Below are 15,289 nucleotides of genomic sequence, written 5' to 3' on the forward strand. Positions count from 1 at the left end.
GTTTTTGAGTAACAGCTTCCCGGATATTCAAAGGCAGCTACTTTTAGCTGCGACTATTTTTTAGTCTAAACTACAGTTAGTATAACCCTGTTGGGAATGGGGCCCGAAACAGCTCTCGATTCCAGTCCCCCCCAACGGTTTTGGCCCAATGAGTCAGAAGAGTAGGTTTGCGACTGTGGGAGTGGGGGCGTGACGATGTGACAAAGGCTTTAGTTTTGTGGAATTTAGCAGCAGGGCGGACAGTCACAGCCGCCGCCCCTGCGGAAACCGGGTTTTGGTTCATTAATGAATCTTAGATTCAACGCTAGATTTTTCAGAAGCCGCAGCTTCCTTTATCTCTGGAATCGCCTTGCGGCTGAAGATTTGGAAATACAGAGAAACAAAAAATTCTTTAACTGGGAAAACGATAAAAGTTAAAGGATTAATTGTGACGATGATATTGCGGACATCGGCTTTAGCTTGTTTGACAATTTGCTGCGCTACCCAGTCTGGAGACATAATGCCGATCGGGTTTAAATTACTTTTGAACGGCCCTAAAATCAGTTTGCGAACGATACAGGGCGCATCCAGCCGTCGCAGGGTGACTAAATCTCCCAGAGCACGTTTGCTGAGTTCGTACAGGGGACTGACAGCGGGAATCACTTCTGCTTCGGAAGTATTGATCCAGACTTCTTTACAAGCGATGTTTTCGTTAGTTCGGACTGTTAAGAAAAAGAGTTCCATCAGTCGCCACGCCGAAAAAGTGTTAATTTCGTATGAATTTGCGATCGCCTCTCCGGTTCTTTCTCCCTGTACGTTAATCCCGTGATTGATGACGAGAATATCGATTTTTTCTAACAATTGAGCTAAATCTGCCTCTGCGCCAGCGTGCCAAATTACAGTTTTTACAGGCAAAATCTCGCCGCCTACATTCAAAGTAATTTCCTCATTTCCAGAGGATAGGGCGATAACTTTTGCACCAGCTTTGTGCAGGTGTTTGAGAAGCAAACGCCCTAAAGTTCCCGATGCACCGGTGACGGCTACAGTTTTGCCTTTAAGAGAAAGTGCTGTTCCCATAAGTTTATCTATTAAGGTGAAAGTACCGCAATAGTAAGCATTTTGATTGTCAAAATGATGCTTCCAATGATAAGGTTTATTAACGAACCAGTTGCCGGGGATAGTCTGGAATTCTCCCGGTTGGTGGGTGATGTCGGTTAATTCGTCTGCACCTTTAATGCCACACGCGCGGGCGATCGCGCTCAACAAAAAGCCTAAAGTATAAATACAACCGGCTGCTGCGCCCCAGTGATATTCGGGCAGCCAAAAATACGCTAAAACCCACAGCAACAAGCCTAAAACCAACATCGCCGCAGCTTCGGGCACATCGTGACGCCAGTGTGCTTGCTTGTAAATTGTCTCGCTGACAGCGGTCAAATTCGGGCGGAAAACGCGGTGATGCCAATTGTGCAGCTTTTGCAAAGGCGGCACATAATGAGACGCGACGTGATAAAAGTCTCGGATGATTTCTGCCCAGCAGACAGAAGCTATTCCCACAGCGCCGACTATCCAGTAATTTACCATACTCGCAGAAGTTATAAATTTAAGATATTATATCATGTCCTGTCATAAAAAAGGTTTGTAGTGAGGACTTTAGTCCTCTGATTGATGCGGACTAAAGTCCTCACTACAAACCTTTTTGATTGTGGTGGTTTTCTTCGGATAATATCTGAGATATTGTCATTTTTCAACTATCGCTGAAAATGACTTTTATTGCTATTCTGGCAATTGACTCAGGCGTTTTAAAATCTGCAAGACGCGGTACAATTCATTGCCTAAATTGTGAATTGTGAATTAATTAGATAAGGCATACTCAGGAGTTTTGCCACTTCTGACTAGCTTGACAAAGCTGAAGTTAGCACCTGTGGAAATCATCCCAAAAGTAGGAGTTTCGGGATTGGGATCTGCCAGCATATATGTCAGGAGTTGGGCAAGTGCTTCGTCAGTTGAAAATGAAAGTTGTTTGGATTCAATTACTGTCACCCACAAGTTGGCTTTCATAATCAGGATATCTATTCTGCCTTCGATGATTCTGCCTTCGTCTTCTTCTTGAATGGCGATCTACTTTTCGGCTTTGAATTGAAAAGGAGACTCGTACAGACCGGCAATAAACAAAATAGGGCTAATAATTGTCAGCTTGACTGAATTTTCTAACAAAGGCGGGGAGTCTACCAAGTTGTAGTAGATATCTTGAACGCGATCAAGCAATTGTTTTTCTGAGTCTGTTACTTCGGGTAAGTTTTCTTGCCATTCTGGGAAGAAATCATCTTGACGAACTCGCTGTAATCCGAAGTTATCGATTAAATAGCGGAGGTTGATGTCTCTTGCTTGTAGTTTTTGCATTATGATTATTAATAAGGGCTTTTATATATTAATAATTTTAGCATAATTTTGATCTTTAACCGCAGATGAACGCAAATGAACGCAGATGAAATGCAGATGAAATGCAGATAAAGGAGATTTGGCTGAGATGTCTATTTATGGGGATTTTTGTTCGCCATTTTGCTGTTTTTGGGCTGCTTGCATTTGCAGCAATTGCGGCACGGTGACAAAACGATATCCCTGTTGTTTTAGTTTAGGAATAATTGCCGACACGGCCTCGACTGTTTGCTGGCGATCGCCCCCGCCGTCGTGCAACAATACGATCGCCCCCGATGTCGCTTGAGACAGCACACTGCGGGTTATAGCAGCCGCCGGAGGTTGCAAAAAGTCTTTAGGGTCGATCGACCACATGACAACTACATAATTTTTCTTTTTGGCATAATCTGCAAAACCGTTACTTAAACGGCCGCCTGGAGGACGAAATAACAAACTTTTTGCCCCACTCGATCGATAAATGTGCACCCCAGTATTATCTATTTCATCCGATGCTGTTTTCTCAGTAACATTATGATAAAAGTGATGCCATGTATGATTGCCGATCGCATTTCCCGCTTTTACTACTCGCTTCGCAATTTCAGGATTTTCTCGCAAATTTGCACCCAAACAAAAAAATGTAGCTACCACATTATGTTTCTGCAAAACTGCTAATATTTTCAAAGTTTCCGCAGTTGGCCCATCGTCAAATGTCAGCGCGATAACTTTTGAGTTGCTGATACTTGCTTTATAAACAATCTGGCTGCGAAATTGCGTCGGCGGTGCGAATATTAAAGGTTTATCGGCGGGTTTCGGAGTCGGAGTGGTGGCGGGAGAAGGCTGTATTTGGGGTTTTGGCGGTTTCAGGAGGTTTGGCGGGAAATTGTCTAAAGGGGGGATTTGGGCGAGGGAATTGGAATTACCAGTTTGTCGATTTTCTGAAAATAGCAAAATTAGGGCGATCATTACGATCAATATAATACTTTGAATCGCTAATTTTTTAGTAAATTTGGTATTCATTAACTGTAATATTTTCTGTTAACGATATAACGATAGCTTACAACTTTGCCTAAAATTAGATAAAATTCAAGATAGCAACGCATAACAACAGGAGAAAAGCCATGATTGCTCCGGCAACAAATCTCAGCCGCATCACGATTCCCCCTCTGGAAAATGGCGATTTGCTCAGCCGTGCAGAATTCGAGCGGCGCTATACAGCCATGCCCGCACTCAAAAAAGCAGAATTGATTGAAGGAATTGTTTATATGGCTTCACCCTTACGCTTTGAACCCCACGCCGAGCCCCATGCTCGTCTCATTACTTGTCTTGGCTTCTATGTTGCTTTTACCGCGCATACTCGGATCGGCGATAATCCTACCGTGCGTCTCGATTTAGATAACGAGCCTCAACCCGATGCTGTACTGCTAATTGATTCCCGACATGGGGGTCAAACTTTTCTTAGCGATGATGGCTATATTGAAGGTGCACCCGAATTTGTTGCCGAAATTTCTGCAAGTACCGCGACGATCGATCTGCGGGACAAAAAACGAGTTTACCGCCGCAATGGAGTCAAAGAATATCTCGTTTGGCAAGTCATGAATCGCCGGATCGATTGGTTTTCCTTGCAGGAAGAAGAATATATATCTCTACTCCCCGATGCTGAAGGAATTATCCGCAGCCGAGTTTTTCCGGGGTTGTGGCTGGCAGTCTCAGCACTCTTGGACGGGGATATGCCAAGTGCGATCGCCACTCTTCAAGCCGGATTAAACAGTGACGCACATCAAGAGTTTGTCCAACAGTTACCCACCAGCCAAAATCCAGTTTTGTAGAGACGCAATTCGCGCAGTCGCTATAAATAATTACGCTAAAAGCGACAAGTCTGCCGCGCCCTTTCATCCTCCGGTTCTTGCCACCCCCAAGAAAAATGACTCACCGCATTAATTTGTGGCGTTGCCGAACGAATTGCCTGCATTTGAATCTCCAAAGACGGCCGATTTTTTAGAGATTTTCCCCAATCTCCAGCAATGGCAGGAATAATTTTTGCTCCCGGAGGCGCTAAACTCACTGCCCGCTCCACCTGCGGCACAATACAGCTTACATCCCCACAATTTCCGTAAGACATCGCGTGGAATTCTACAGCAGCCGGAAAGCTGTCCCAAGGCTGCAATCTCGAATCATATCCCCCTTGATTTATCTTTTTATTTGCATCAGGAAAAAATATCGCTCCTACAGGAATTCCCAGGCTTTGAGCTGGCTTAGTTGCCACCCCAAAAAAATCTAAAATTCCTTGAACTGCATGACCAATACTCAGTTTCCAGAGGTCTTTTTGTAGAATGCCAGTGTCGGGAAGCGGCGGTTTTGGTGTCGGTTTTGGCGTCGGTTTTGGCGTCGGTTTTGCAGCGTTTGGCGATTTTGTGGCGGGAGTTTGTGAAGCTACTTTTGATGCGGCATTCTGTGTTCGAGAAGCGGGAGTTGCTACTGGAACGGATTGCGGAATTCGCCCCTGCCAAAGAGGTTCTCGCTCATTCGGATACTGTTTGACTACTGCTTGAACGTCATTAGTATTGATAAATCCTTTAGTCAAATATCGCTGAATTAAATCTCGCCCTTGCTGATTGTTAGCCCGCTGTAAAAGCATTTGCTGCGATGCTGGGCCGTAAATCCACAAGTCTTGAACTTTGGTAGCAACTGAAGCCGGCCCGAAGCCCCGTAGATAGCGAATGTAGTCGAATAACATTCCTTGTGGCTTGCGCTTGACTATTTGATTTACTAATAAAGTATAGTCTTGCCTCGCTTGCGGACTGTAGGGGTCGATAAAGGCTTGATTGCCCGGAACTTCTCCGAAATCATCGTTAATTGTTGCGTCTTTAATTATTGTTAAACTTGTCTGGTTTTTGCCGTTTAATGCGAGGTTTTGCTGTCTGTCGGGACGCTGAGAATAGGTATAGCCAAAGTTCATGGTAAACAACCAGGTGTATACTTTTAAACCTCGCTGTTTGCCTTTGGCGATCGCCTTTTCCAACAAATCATATTTCTCGTAGCCACGATTTCTGACAACAGAAGGCCAAACAGTCGGATTATCTGCTGCTGGGAGTAGCACTTGGCCATCGTAAAACACTTCGACGTAGACTTGATTGTAGCCTTTATTGACAATTTTGTCTAATACGCGATCGATTTCTCCGGGCCTGACATCGCAGGGATACAAACGCAGCCAAACTGCTTGGGTTTGGGGCCAAGTTTTTTGGCGGCATTCTGCTATTTCCCGCGCGTGTTTGTTCAAAACGGCAAAATATGCCTGCTGGGATTCTGATTTTCCTGACAGCGCGGCGCGGCGCAAGTCTTCTTTTTGATTTACGTCTTCTTTGGATAATTGACAATAGGCTGATGTTTGGGCAAAGGCTGCTTGATTTTCGATAAATGGCAAAACAAGCTGGCTGATTAAGCTACTGGTTAAAACAGCAGTTACCGCACTTAAAAAGCGTCGCTGGTGTTGAAAGTTCGCGATGCGAGTTGGTGCAATTTTCATGGGATAGTTGAATCGGGTTTTCTAGTTTAAATTGGCTGGCGATCGCTGAATTGGCGATCGCCCAGACGCACATCTACAAATTTTCTACTTTTTTTCGGTTGACCTAGTTATGGCACAAGTCGATCGCACAATGCAAATTATGTCTGGCGGCAATTTAGATTCTGTGCGATAAAATAACGATAAGACTCGGCGGTTGAAACCGCTGCTATACAAACGATGTCCGCCTTCGCCGACTAAACAGTAAAAAAGTAAAAAAGCCTAATGTCGTATCATATCCAGTTCAATTTTTCAGTATTTTCTCACTAAATGCAGTAAAAAAAGCGCCTGGGTAAAGTGGGCGCTAAAAGCAGTTGATATTTCCAGTAAAAATTGCTAACACTCAAATGTTAAGGATGCAAAGATAAATTTTTATAATTTATCTTTTATCCCTAAATGTTGAGATTAAGATCCTCTGGTGAGAGCAGATTCTACCTGCTGAAATTCAATTTCAAGACGCTTTTTCAACTTTTCAGGAACGGGACGATTGGGATAGGAACTATAATGTCCTGCTAAAGAGTTTAAGGCCGTCCGCATTGTCGTGAAAGATGTCAGCTTGGTAAGAGCGGGATCGCGGCGGTATGCTGCGAAAAAATCATTGATACTGGTGCGAGCAGCGGCTTGAGCGGCTGCTTTTTCCGGCGCGCCATCTGGCAAAGTGAGCGCTGTTCTCAAGCTGTTGACTAATGCTAATGTGTCTGTGCTATAGTCTCCACTCAGAGTAGCGGGAACATTCGTACAGCCCGCTACGCCGATGACAACAACTAATACGAGGGCTAACAGACGGGAAATGTAATGCTTCATAAGGCTTAGAAAAATGGAAGTGAAAGCGACAATCAAAATTAACCTTTATCCTATCTCGAATTCAGCTAATAATGTCAAATTTTTATTATTTCTGCATCAATACCATGAAACAGAAACTTTGTCAATCTAAAATTTAAAATCTAAACTTGATTGATTTGTCCTGAAGCGACGGAGAGAATTTGGGTTTGCCGCAGCCACTGACTGTCAAAAGCCCCTAGGTGAGTGGTAGTAATTAGAGTTTGAAATCGCTCTTGAATTGTTTCTAAAAGTTGATTTTGGCGGCTTAGATCGAGTTCTGCAAGTACGTCGTCGAGCAATAGTAAAGGTGCTTCGCCGACGACTTCTTCAATAAGCTGCAATTCGGCTAATTTTAATGCTAATACGAGAGTTCGCTGTTGGCCTTGGGAGGCGTATTGACGCGCTGGCGTGTTGTTAATTGTAAATGTAATGTCGTCGCGGTGCGGGCCTACTAAGGTGGTTCCTTGAAAATGTTCTGCGATCGCCCTTTGTTGAATTTTATCTAAAAATGCTTGCCGTACTCCTTCAAGATTGTCTTTACCGATCAATTCCGAACTGACTTCTATATTAGCATCGTATTTGACATCTAAAACTTCTGTAGAACCGCTAATTGAACCGTGCCAATTGCGAGCTAGCGGCATTAAACGCTCCAAAATTCGATCGCGCCTGCGGATCACGCGAGCCCCCGCTGTCGCCAACTGCGCATCCCACAAGGCTAATTCTGAACTGGGAATCGGGGATTGGGCATTGGGCATTGGGCATTGGGCATTGGGCATTGGGAATTCTGCGATATTTTGGTCTTCGGGAGTTTCAGATCCGATAAATCGCATTTTGTCAAAGCTTTGGGAAAATTCGGCTTTCTTGACTTCTCTAGAACGTTTTAACAGAGCGTTTCGCTGGCGCAAAATTTGGTTGTACTGCTGCAAAATGTGAGCATAAATCGGTTCTAATTGGATGACTAGCCGATCGATCCAATTGCGCCTTCCTTCGGGCCCGCCGCGCACTAAGTCCAAATCCAAACAGGAAAATTGTACTACATTGATGACGCTCAAAAAGTCTAAATGGCGGCGCAGGGGTTCGCCGTTGAGTTTCAGGCTGCGGCGCGCTCCCGATCGCAAAGTTAAAGATAAGTCGATCGCTCCGGTTTGACGTTCTAGTGTAGCATCTATTTGGGCGATCGGCTTTGATTCCAGTATTAAATCGCGATCGCGCGAGACTCTGTGGCTTTTTAATGTCGAAAGCAACTCTACTGCTTCTAACAAGTTAGATTTTCCTTGAGCGTTATTTCCTACTAAAATGGTTTTGGGAGCGTCAAACGCTACTTTTTGATCGTAGTAGTTCCGAAACTGCCGTAGGTGCAGTGTTTTCAAATACATAATATTGCGAAGAAGGAAGAAGGAAGAGGGAAGAAGAAAGAGGGAAGAAGGGTGCGAATTGCGTACCTTATCGGTTTGTAAATGATAATTGGTAATCAGATGTTTGATCGTTCGGACTTTAGTCTTCTGAAAAATGCGGACTAAAGTCCGAACGATCGCACCAACAAACCTTTTGTAATTAGGACTTTAGTCCTCTGAGGAATGCGGACTAAAGTCCTCACTACAAACCAAATATCGGCTGAGAACACTATTTGCGAGCTTTGTACAAGCGCACGAACAGTTTTTCCATTTCGATCCAGACAAACATCAGGGCGCTGAAACCGAAGCAAACCAGTAACTCAAAGGGCGACAAATAGTGAGTGCCGAAAAATGCTCTCAACGGCGGAACGTAAATCAGCATTAATTGCAAAGCAGTAGTCACAATCACGGCTCCCCAAACAAAAATATTAGTGCGGGGGTCTAACTCGATCGTTAGCTGGGTGTTAGAGCGAATGGCGATCGCATGACCCATTTGCGCTAAACACAGTGTTGTAAACACCATTGTTTTCCAAGCCTCTGGATTCCCGTGTCCCGGAGCGTGAGTATATCCGTAAGCCCAGGACATCATCGTGATCGTCAAAATTGCAAAAATAATCCCGATCCGAATGATGTAAGAACCCAAACCCCGCGCAAAAATACTTTCTCGCGGACTGAAAGGAGGCTTTTTCATCACGTTTGGTTCCCCCGGTTCCACGGCCAAGGCCAAAGCGGGAACGCCGTCAGTTACTAAGTTCATCCACAAAATTTGTAGCGGCGTTAGTGGCACTCCTCCCAAACCAATTAAAGGTGCGGCCGCAATTGTCAAAACTTCGCCGATGTTGCTACCCAAAATGTACTTAATAAAGCGCCGAATGTTGGTATAAACTACTCGCCCTTCTTCAGCGGCGGCGACAATTGTTGCGAAGTTGTCGTCTAGCAGCACCATATCGCTAGCTTCTTTGCTGACATCGGTGCCGGTAATTCCCATTGCGATGCCGATATCGGCTTGTTTCAGGGCGGGCGCGTCGTTAACTCCGTCGCCTGTCATCGCGACAAATTTGCCCCAACTTTGCAAAGCTTGGACAATTCGCAATTTGTGTTCCGGGGACACGCGGGCGTAAACGCTAACGTGCTCGACTTGTTGTTTGAGTTCTTCTTGGCTGAGTTTTTCTAATTCTTGACCGGTGAGAACTCGATCGCCCTCTTTAGCAATACCTAAATTGTGGGCGATCGCTTTTGCCGTCAACTGGTGGTCTCCTGTAATCATCACTACCCGAATCCCTGCATCGCGGCACTTCACCACGGCTTCCCGCACTTCCGGGCGCGGCGCGTCCAGCATACTGACGAGTCCTAGCCAAATCATGTCTTGTTCGCTGGTTTCCTCAGAACCTTCGGAGGGCAGGTTTTCCCAGATTTTGTACCCAAATCCGAGGACTCGCAAACCTGCGCTTGCCATGTTGTTGTTTTCGACGAGGATGCGATCGCGCATTTCCTGGTTTAAAGGTTGTATTCGATCGCCAACTATAATGCTTTGGCAGCGCTCCAAAGTCAACTCTGGAGAACCTTTGGTAAACATCAAATATTTCTGCTGCTGTCCGTTTTCGCAGGGAAATCCCGAATGTGGAGATCGGCCGGGGACTTCGCAAATCACGCTCATCCGCTTGCGTTCGGAAGAAAAAGGAAATTCCGCCGTGCGTTGCAGCAATTGACACTGTTTTTCCTTATAAATGCCGGCTTTTCCTGCTAAAGACAGCAGAGCTCCCTCTGTGGGGTCGCCCAAAATCTTCCATTCTTGCTGTTCGTGCTGCAATACTGCGTCGTTGCAAACCGCACAGGCAATTAATAAAGATTCGAGTTCTGGATATTCTTCTAAATTATTAATTGGGGCGGAGGTATGGCGATCGGTGAAATCTCCGATCGGGGCATAGCCGTCCCCTCCGATGGCGACAGTGCAGTCGCCCGTAGACACTAGCTGAACTACCATTTTATTTTGGGTCAGAGTGCCTGTTTTGTCGGAACAAATTGTTGTCACCGAACCCAACGTTTCTACGGCTGGCAGTTTGCGAATCAGGGCGTTGCGCTTCACCATCCGCCTAGTTCCGAGTGCCAAAGTGACTGTCACGACTGCTGCGAGTCCTTCGGGCACTACAGCAACTGCCATGCTGAGAGAAACTTCTAACAAATCTTCAAATCTGCTGGTATCTAACCCGATACCGCCGTTGTTGAAGGTAATCATGCCGCCGATGACGACAACTACGACTAAGCCGAGGGCACCGGAGACTAGAACGTTTCCCAACTGGCTCATCCGCTGTTGCAGGGGAGTCGGTTCGGTTTCTACTGACTGAAGCATGGCGGCAATTTTGCCAATTTCAGTTTGCATTCCGGTGTTGGTGACGATCGCCTTGGCGCGTCCCTGAACCACTTCTGTGGCCTGAAAAATTAGGTTTAGCCGATCGCCCAAGGAAGCATCTTCGGGAAGTTCTAGATGAGCTTGCTTTGTAGCTGCGATCGCTTCTCCCGTCAAAGCAGATTCTCTGACTTGTAGGTTGTTCGATTCGATCAAGCGTCCGTCTGCTGCGATTTTTACCCCAGCCTCCAACAGCATCACGTCTCCGGGTACGAGTTCTTTGGCTGCTATTTCTGAAGTTTTGCCGTCTCGCAGGACTCTGACTAGGGGCGAAGCGAGGTTTTTGAGGGCTGCGAGGGCTTTTTCGGCACTTTGTTCTTGGAAATAGCCGAGAATGCCGTTGAGTATGACGATCGCAAAAATGGCGATCGCATCTTTGGGAAAAGTATTCGACTTGATGTCTAAGAATCCAGAAATCACGGCGACAAACATCAGCATTATCAACATGATGTTGGTGAACTGATCGACAAATATCGACCAAGCACTGCGGCCTCCTGTTTCTTCTAGTTCGTTGGGGCCGTATTGCTGCAAGCGTTCTGACACCTGTTGGCTGCTCAAGCCAGTATCTTTGTTGCTGTTTAGCTGCTGGAGGGTTTTGTCAATTCCTACGGTGTGCCAAGAAGAGGGAGAATTTAAAGAAGACATAAATTACGATCGAGCATGGGGCATAAAGGTGGTTGCGGCCGGACAGTTACAGCCGATCGATACTGCATAGGTATTGGTTCGAGATAAGAAGCAGGAAGCTAGACACTTCTCTATCTCTGGTCTATCTCTGGCTCTCTCGATCTGTTGGTAGATTTACCGCTGATATCACTCATCCACCTTAACTAAAAATTAGCAATTCTTTCAGCTTTTACCCAAGCGCCAACCGCTGAGTTTTGTCGTTAAATGCCGATCTGGACGGCAAAAGCTGTGGCTGTGGCGATCGACAATGGCAATCTCTGGGATTTTACCCACCCAATTCTGAGTGCATCTTGGATTGGGCATTTTTTTGGCTTTTTTCCCTATTCCCCGCCTTATTTTCGCAAAACTTTAATTTTCTTAACTTGTCTTAATAATAGGCTTTTTTGGGGCAAAGCGCACAATGGCGATCGGGCTACGGGACAATTCGGGGCGAGGGCAGAGTAACAAAAAGGGCGATATAACCAAACTCAGGGTTTGGGGCGACAACCCCGCATCTACCCTAGGGAGTAGATTTGCCCGCGATCGGTTGCCCCCCATTTACCTTCTCAGAGAGATAAGTTTCCGTAATAATTTGTAATAAACAAACGCGGACGAGCATTGTATAAAGTTATCAGAGGGTTGAAACGACAGGCGAAAGTTAACAAAAACACTGATTAACAAGGTTTGTCGCATCTCATAAAAGGTGTAAAATTTTCTAAGGTTTCTTAAACGTCCGTTGCAATGTCACAATAGTGCAGGTAGCGGAAAGGGAGAAATCGATCGGAGCAGCAGATTAGCTGGCATCAAATTTCAACCCTTACAGGCACTCGTAGCCTGAACAAATTTAACTTAACGGTTTTATACCGCAACCAAACTCAATTAACTCAAGTAGGAGAGTTCTTTCATGTTTGACGCATTTACAAAAGTGGTTTCTCAATCTGACGCTCGCGGCGAATTCCTCGCCCAGGGTCAACTAGATGCTCTCAGCAGCATGGTTTCCGACGCTAACAAGCGGATTGACGCAGTAAACCGCATCACCGGTAACGCATCCAGCATCGTAGCTAATGCAGCTCGCACCCTGTTCGCCGAACAGCCTCAACTGATCGCTCCTGGTGGCAATGCTTACACCAACCGCCGCATGGCAGCTTGCTTGCGCGACATGGAAATCATTTTGCGCTACGTCACCTATGCAACTTTTGCAGGCGACGCCAGCGTTTTGGATGACCGCTGTTTGAACGGTCTGCGTGAAACATACCAAGCTCTGGGAGTTCCCGGTGGTTCGGTTGCAGCCGGCGTGCAAAAAATGAAGGAAGCAGCGATCGCACTTGCTAACGACCCCAACGGCATTACCCGTGGTGATTGCAGCTCGCTGATGTCCGAAATCGGCAGCTACTTCGACCGCGCAGCTAATGCAGTCGGCTAAAAATAGCCAAGCGAACATTTCTTGTAAAGAAGCGAGCATCGCATTTTTGCAAACAATCATTTTTGTACAAAAACAACACAAAATTAGGGAGAAACCAGAACAATGAAAACCCCTTTGACTGAAGCAGTAACAGCAGCCGATTCTCAAGGCCGTTTCCTGAGCAGCACTGAACTGCAAGTCGCATTCGGACGTTTCCGCCAAGCAGCAGCAGGTTTGGAAGCAGCCAAGGCTTTGACCGCCAAGTCTCAGCAGTTGATTGACGGTGCAGCTCAAGCTGTGTACAACAAATTTCCGTACACCCAACAAATGCAAGGGCCGAACTACGCTTCTACCCCAACCGGTAAAGCCAAGTGCTCTCGCGACATCGGCTATTACCTCCGCATGGTCACCTACTGCTTAGTTGCAGGCGGTACAGGCCCAATGGACGAGTACCTGATTGCAGGTGTTGACGAAATCAACCGGACATTTGAATTGTCTCCTAGCTGGTACGTTGAAGCTCTCAAGTACATCAAAGGCAACCACGGTCTGAGTGGCGATGCTGCAACTGAAGCGAATTCCTACCTCGACTACGCAATCAACGCTCTGAGCTAGATTTGCGTGATGCCCGGAAATGTAAGCTGCTGCTAGCTTGAGTGTTAGCGGTTGTATACAATTCCGGGCATCTGCGATCTTAGCCGAGTTTTCCAAATACTTTTTTAAGCAGTTGTTAGTTTTTAAAGCAAAAAAGGGAGAAGCAAAGATGGCGGGATTAGGTGCAGCAGAACGGTTGGGAATAAAAGCATTTGAAGAAGCCGGACAAGTAGAACTGCGCCCCCACTGGACGCAAGACGATGCGAAAGCAGTAATTCGCGCTGCTTACAGCCAAGTTTTCGGCAACGAGTATTTAATGTCGAGCGAACGACTCACCAGTGCCGAATCTTTACTGGTGCAAGGACAGATTTCAGTTAAAGATTTTGTGCGAGCAATTGCACATTCCGAAACTTATCGGAAAAAGTTTTTTTACCCCAACTCGCAAACGCGGTTAATCGAGCTTAATTACAAACATTTGTTAGGCCGCGCTCCTTACGACGAGTCGGAAATTGCCTTCCACGTTGATTTGTACAATGCAGAAGGTTACGAATCTGAAATCAATTCTTACATTGACTCAGTAGAGTATCAAGAGAATTTTGGCGAGAGTGTAGTGCCTTACTATCGGGGTTTCGCGACTCAAAGAGGTCAAAAAACCGTCGGTTTTAACCGGATGTTTCAATTGTACCGGGGTTATGCCAACAGCGATCGCGCCCAAAACCAAAAGCAAGGGCGACTAACCTGGGAAGTTGCCAGAAATACGGCTTCGCCCATCTCCACCCCCTCCACCGGAAAAGCCCTTGGTGGCACTTCCGGCGGCACTCGCGACCAACTCTACCGAGTCACCGCAATGCAAGGTTCGGCTAAGTTTTCGCCCCAAGTACGACGCACTACTACCGAATATCTCGTGCCTTACGAGCAACTTTCGAGCCGCTTGCAGCAAATCAACAAACGTGGCGGCAAAGTGGTAAGTATTACCACAGCTTAAAGTTTGTAAAGACGTTTTTTTTGAAGCGTCTTTAACAAATTAGGACTAATTAATGTGTATGAGTAAGGTGCGCACTGTGCACTCTACTTTCAGACATATTTGCCTTAGTCCTAAAAATTTCCAGTGCAACCAAGCTTTAAATTTTTGTTATTAATTTAGGAGAAAATTTGGTGGCGATTACGACAGCAGCATCCAGACTGGGAACATCCGCATTGAGCGATGCGCCGAAGGTAGAATTACGTCCGAACTACACCAAAGACGACGTTGAAACTGTGATTCGTGCAGTTTACCGTCAGGTGCTGGGCAACGACTATTTGATGAAATCCGAGCGCCTGATAAGTGCTGAATCTCTCCTGCGAGACGGCAGTTTAACGGTGCGAGAATTTGTGCGTGCAGTGGCAAAATCGGAACTGTACAAAACCAAGTTTTTCTACAGCAGCTTCCAAACTCGGGCGATCGAACTAAACTACAAACACTTGCTCGGTCGGGCTATTTACGACGAATCTGAAGTAGTTCATCACTTAGATTTGTACCAAAACGAAGGATACGATGCTGATATTGATTCCTACATCGATTCAGTAGAATATCAAGAAAGCTTTGGAGATAATATCGTACCTTACTACCGGGCTTTTGAATTTCAGCGGGGACAAAGATCCGTTGGCTTTACCCGGATGTTCCGCTTGTATCGGGGCTACGCAAATAGCGATACATCTCAAATAGAAGGCAATAACTCTCGCTTAGCAGCCGAAGTTGGCACCAACACGGCTACGGCTGTAGTCGGCCCCTCCGGTGGTAACGAAGGTTGGGCATATCGCCCTTCGGCACAAAACGTAACTCCCAGCAGCGGTTTCGGCGGCGCGGCAGCTTACGGCAAGGAAGGACGACTGTTGCGCGTGGAAGTTTCGGGGATTCGCACAGGTGGCTATCCTAGCGTGCGTCGCAGCAGCAAGGCTTTCATCGTACCTGTTGAGGATTGGCTGCCGCAAATGCAGAAAATTCATCGTTTGGGCGGAAAAATCGCCAGCATTACTCAAATTTAGTTGTTAGTCATCAGTCATTAGCAATTAGTCAT

Annotated in this window: 15 protein-coding genes; 7 read left to right on the forward strand and 8 right to left on the reverse strand. The window is 46.2% G+C overall.

The features are described from left to right. Window positions 1-167: 167 nt before the first annotated feature. Window positions 168-296, forward strand: coding sequence for a hypothetical protein (locus QUB66_RS15675; protein ID WP_332970290.1), 129 nt, complete (start codon window positions 168-170; stop codon window positions 294-296). Here the strand turns inward: QUB66_RS15675 and QUB66_RS15680 are convergent. From QUB66_RS15680 to QUB66_RS15695, 4 genes are all read right to left on the reverse strand, one after another. Continuing rightward, on the reverse strand, window positions 283-1,560 hold the full coding sequence (locus QUB66_RS15680) for a bifunctional sterol desaturase/short chain dehydrogenase (RefSeq protein ID WP_332970289.1): 1,278 nt from the start codon (window positions 1,558-1,560) through the stop codon (window positions 283-285). The two genes, QUB66_RS15675 and QUB66_RS15680, sit on opposite strands and share 14 nt — an antisense overlap. Window positions 1,561-1,830: 270 nt before the next feature. Then, on the reverse strand, window positions 1,831-2,037 hold the full coding sequence (locus QUB66_RS15685; protein ID WP_332970288.1) for a hypothetical protein: 207 nt from the start codon (window positions 2,035-2,037) through the stop codon (window positions 1,831-1,833). A 60-nt stretch (window positions 2,038-2,097) separates the two neighbouring features. Then, entirely contained in the window at window positions 2,098-2,379 is a 282-nt protein-coding gene (locus QUB66_RS15690; protein ID WP_332970287.1) for a hypothetical protein, read from the reverse strand. 135 nt (window positions 2,380-2,514) lie between these two features. Beyond that, window positions 2,515-3,411, reverse strand: coding sequence for a polysaccharide deacetylase family protein (locus QUB66_RS15695; protein ID WP_332970286.1), 897 nt, complete (start codon window positions 3,409-3,411; stop codon window positions 2,515-2,517). A gap of 101 nt (window positions 3,412-3,512) precedes the next feature. Between QUB66_RS15695 and QUB66_RS15700 the strand changes: the two genes are divergently transcribed. Beyond that, window positions 3,513-4,220, forward strand: coding sequence for a Uma2 family endonuclease (locus tag QUB66_RS15700; RefSeq protein WP_332970285.1), 708 nt, complete (start codon window positions 3,513-3,515; stop codon window positions 4,218-4,220). A 35-nt stretch (window positions 4,221-4,255) separates the two neighbouring features. Here the strand turns inward: QUB66_RS15700 and QUB66_RS15705 are convergent, their stop codons facing one another. The 4 genes from QUB66_RS15705 to QUB66_RS15720 form a co-directional block, all read right to left on the reverse strand. Next, on the reverse strand, window positions 4,256-5,917 hold the full coding sequence (locus QUB66_RS15705; RefSeq protein WP_332970284.1) for a family 10 glycosylhydrolase: 1,662 nt from the start codon (window positions 5,915-5,917) through the stop codon (window positions 4,256-4,258). A gap of 441 nt (window positions 5,918-6,358) precedes the next feature. Continuing rightward, window positions 6,359-6,757 carry a photosystem II protein Psb27 gene (gene psb27 / locus QUB66_RS15710; protein WP_265239857.1) on the reverse strand — a complete coding sequence of 133 codons (399 nt, stop codon included), beginning with the start codon at window positions 6,755-6,757 and terminating at the stop codon, window positions 6,359-6,361. Between the two features lie 140 nt (window positions 6,758-6,897). Next, window positions 6,898-8,151 (reverse strand): DNA replication/repair protein RecF, encoded by a 1,254-nt coding sequence (locus QUB66_RS15715; RefSeq protein WP_332970283.1) that lies wholly within the window; start codon window positions 8,149-8,151, stop codon window positions 6,898-6,900. A 247-nt stretch (window positions 8,152-8,398) separates the two neighbouring features. Further along, window positions 8,399-11,221 (reverse strand): cation-translocating P-type ATPase, encoded by a 2,823-nt coding sequence (locus QUB66_RS15720; RefSeq protein WP_265239854.1) that lies wholly within the window; start codon window positions 11,219-11,221, stop codon window positions 8,399-8,401. A gap of 243 nt (window positions 11,222-11,464) precedes the next feature. Here QUB66_RS15720 and QUB66_RS15725 point away from each other — a divergent pair, with 243 nt between their 5' ends. The 5 genes from QUB66_RS15725 to QUB66_RS15745 all read left to right on the forward strand — a co-directional run bounded on the left by QUB66_RS15725 (window position 11,465) and on the right by QUB66_RS15745 (window position 15,257). Then, window positions 11,465-11,704, forward strand: a complete 240-nt coding sequence (locus QUB66_RS15725) for a hypothetical protein (RefSeq protein ID WP_332970282.1) — start codon at window positions 11,465-11,467, stop codon at window positions 11,702-11,704. 439 nt (window positions 11,705-12,143) lie between these two features. After that, window positions 12,144-12,662 carry a phycocyanin subunit beta gene (locus QUB66_RS15730; RefSeq protein WP_265239850.1) on the forward strand — a complete coding sequence of 173 codons (519 nt, stop codon included), beginning with the start codon at window positions 12,144-12,146 and terminating at the stop codon, window positions 12,660-12,662. Window positions 12,663-12,764: 102 nt separating this feature from the next. Continuing rightward, window positions 12,765-13,253 carry a phycocyanin subunit alpha gene (gene cpcA / locus QUB66_RS15735; protein ID WP_265239849.1) on the forward strand — a complete coding sequence of 163 codons (489 nt, stop codon included), beginning with the start codon at window positions 12,765-12,767 and terminating at the stop codon, window positions 13,251-13,253. Between the two features lie 148 nt (window positions 13,254-13,401). After that, window positions 13,402-14,217 (forward strand): phycobilisome linker polypeptide, encoded by an 816-nt coding sequence (locus tag QUB66_RS15740; protein ID WP_332970281.1) that lies wholly within the window; start codon window positions 13,402-13,404, stop codon window positions 14,215-14,217. A 170-nt stretch (window positions 14,218-14,387) separates the two neighbouring features. Beyond that, on the forward strand, window positions 14,388-15,257 hold the full coding sequence (locus tag QUB66_RS15745; RefSeq protein WP_265239847.1) for a phycobilisome linker polypeptide: 870 nt from the start codon (window positions 14,388-14,390) through the stop codon (window positions 15,255-15,257). Window positions 15,258-15,289: the final 32 nt, after the last annotated feature.

It is taken from the genome of Microcoleus sp. A2-C3, assembly GCF_036706065.1.
Taxonomy (GTDB): domain Bacteria; phylum Cyanobacteriota; class Cyanobacteriia; order Cyanobacteriales; family Microcoleaceae; genus Microcoleus.

Coding starts and splice junctions, on each gene's coding strand:
- QUB66_RS15680 (WP_332970289.1), bottom strand. CDS start 1,560: ATGGTAAATTACTGGATAGTCGGCGCTGTGGGAATAGCTTCTGTCTGC.
- QUB66_RS15685 (WP_332970288.1), bottom strand. CDS start 2,037: ATGAAAGCCAACTTGTGGGTGACAGTAATTGAATCCAAACAACTTTCA.
- QUB66_RS15690 (WP_332970287.1), bottom strand. CDS start 2,379: ATGCAAAAACTACAAGCAAGAGACATCAACCTCCGCTATTTAATCGAT.
- QUB66_RS15695 (WP_332970286.1), bottom strand. CDS start 3,411: ATGAATACCAAATTTACTAAAAAATTAGCGATTCAAAGTATTATATTG.
- QUB66_RS15700 (WP_332970285.1), top strand. CDS start 3,513: ATGATTGCTCCGGCAACAAATCTCAGCCGCATCACGATTCCCCCTCTG.
- QUB66_RS15705 (WP_332970284.1), bottom strand. CDS start 5,917: ATGAAAATTGCACCAACTCGCATCGCGAACTTTCAACACCAGCGACGC.
- psb27 (WP_265239857.1), bottom strand. CDS start 6,757: ATGAAGCATTACATTTCCCGTCTGTTAGCCCTCGTATTAGTTGTTGTC.
- QUB66_RS15715 (WP_332970283.1), bottom strand. CDS start 8,151: ATGTATTTGAAAACACTGCACCTACGGCAGTTTCGGAACTACTACGAT.
- QUB66_RS15720 (WP_265239854.1), bottom strand. CDS start 11,221: ATGTCTTCTTTAAATTCTCCCTCTTCTTGGCACACCGTAGGAATTGAC.
- QUB66_RS15725 (WP_332970282.1), top strand. CDS start 11,465: ATGCCGATCTGGACGGCAAAAGCTGTGGCTGTGGCGATCGACAATGGC.
- QUB66_RS15730 (WP_265239850.1), top strand. CDS start 12,144: ATGTTTGACGCATTTACAAAAGTGGTTTCTCAATCTGACGCTCGCGGC.
- cpcA (WP_265239849.1), top strand. CDS start 12,765: ATGAAAACCCCTTTGACTGAAGCAGTAACAGCAGCCGATTCTCAAGGC.
- QUB66_RS15740 (WP_332970281.1), top strand. CDS start 13,402: ATGGCGGGATTAGGTGCAGCAGAACGGTTGGGAATAAAAGCATTTGAA.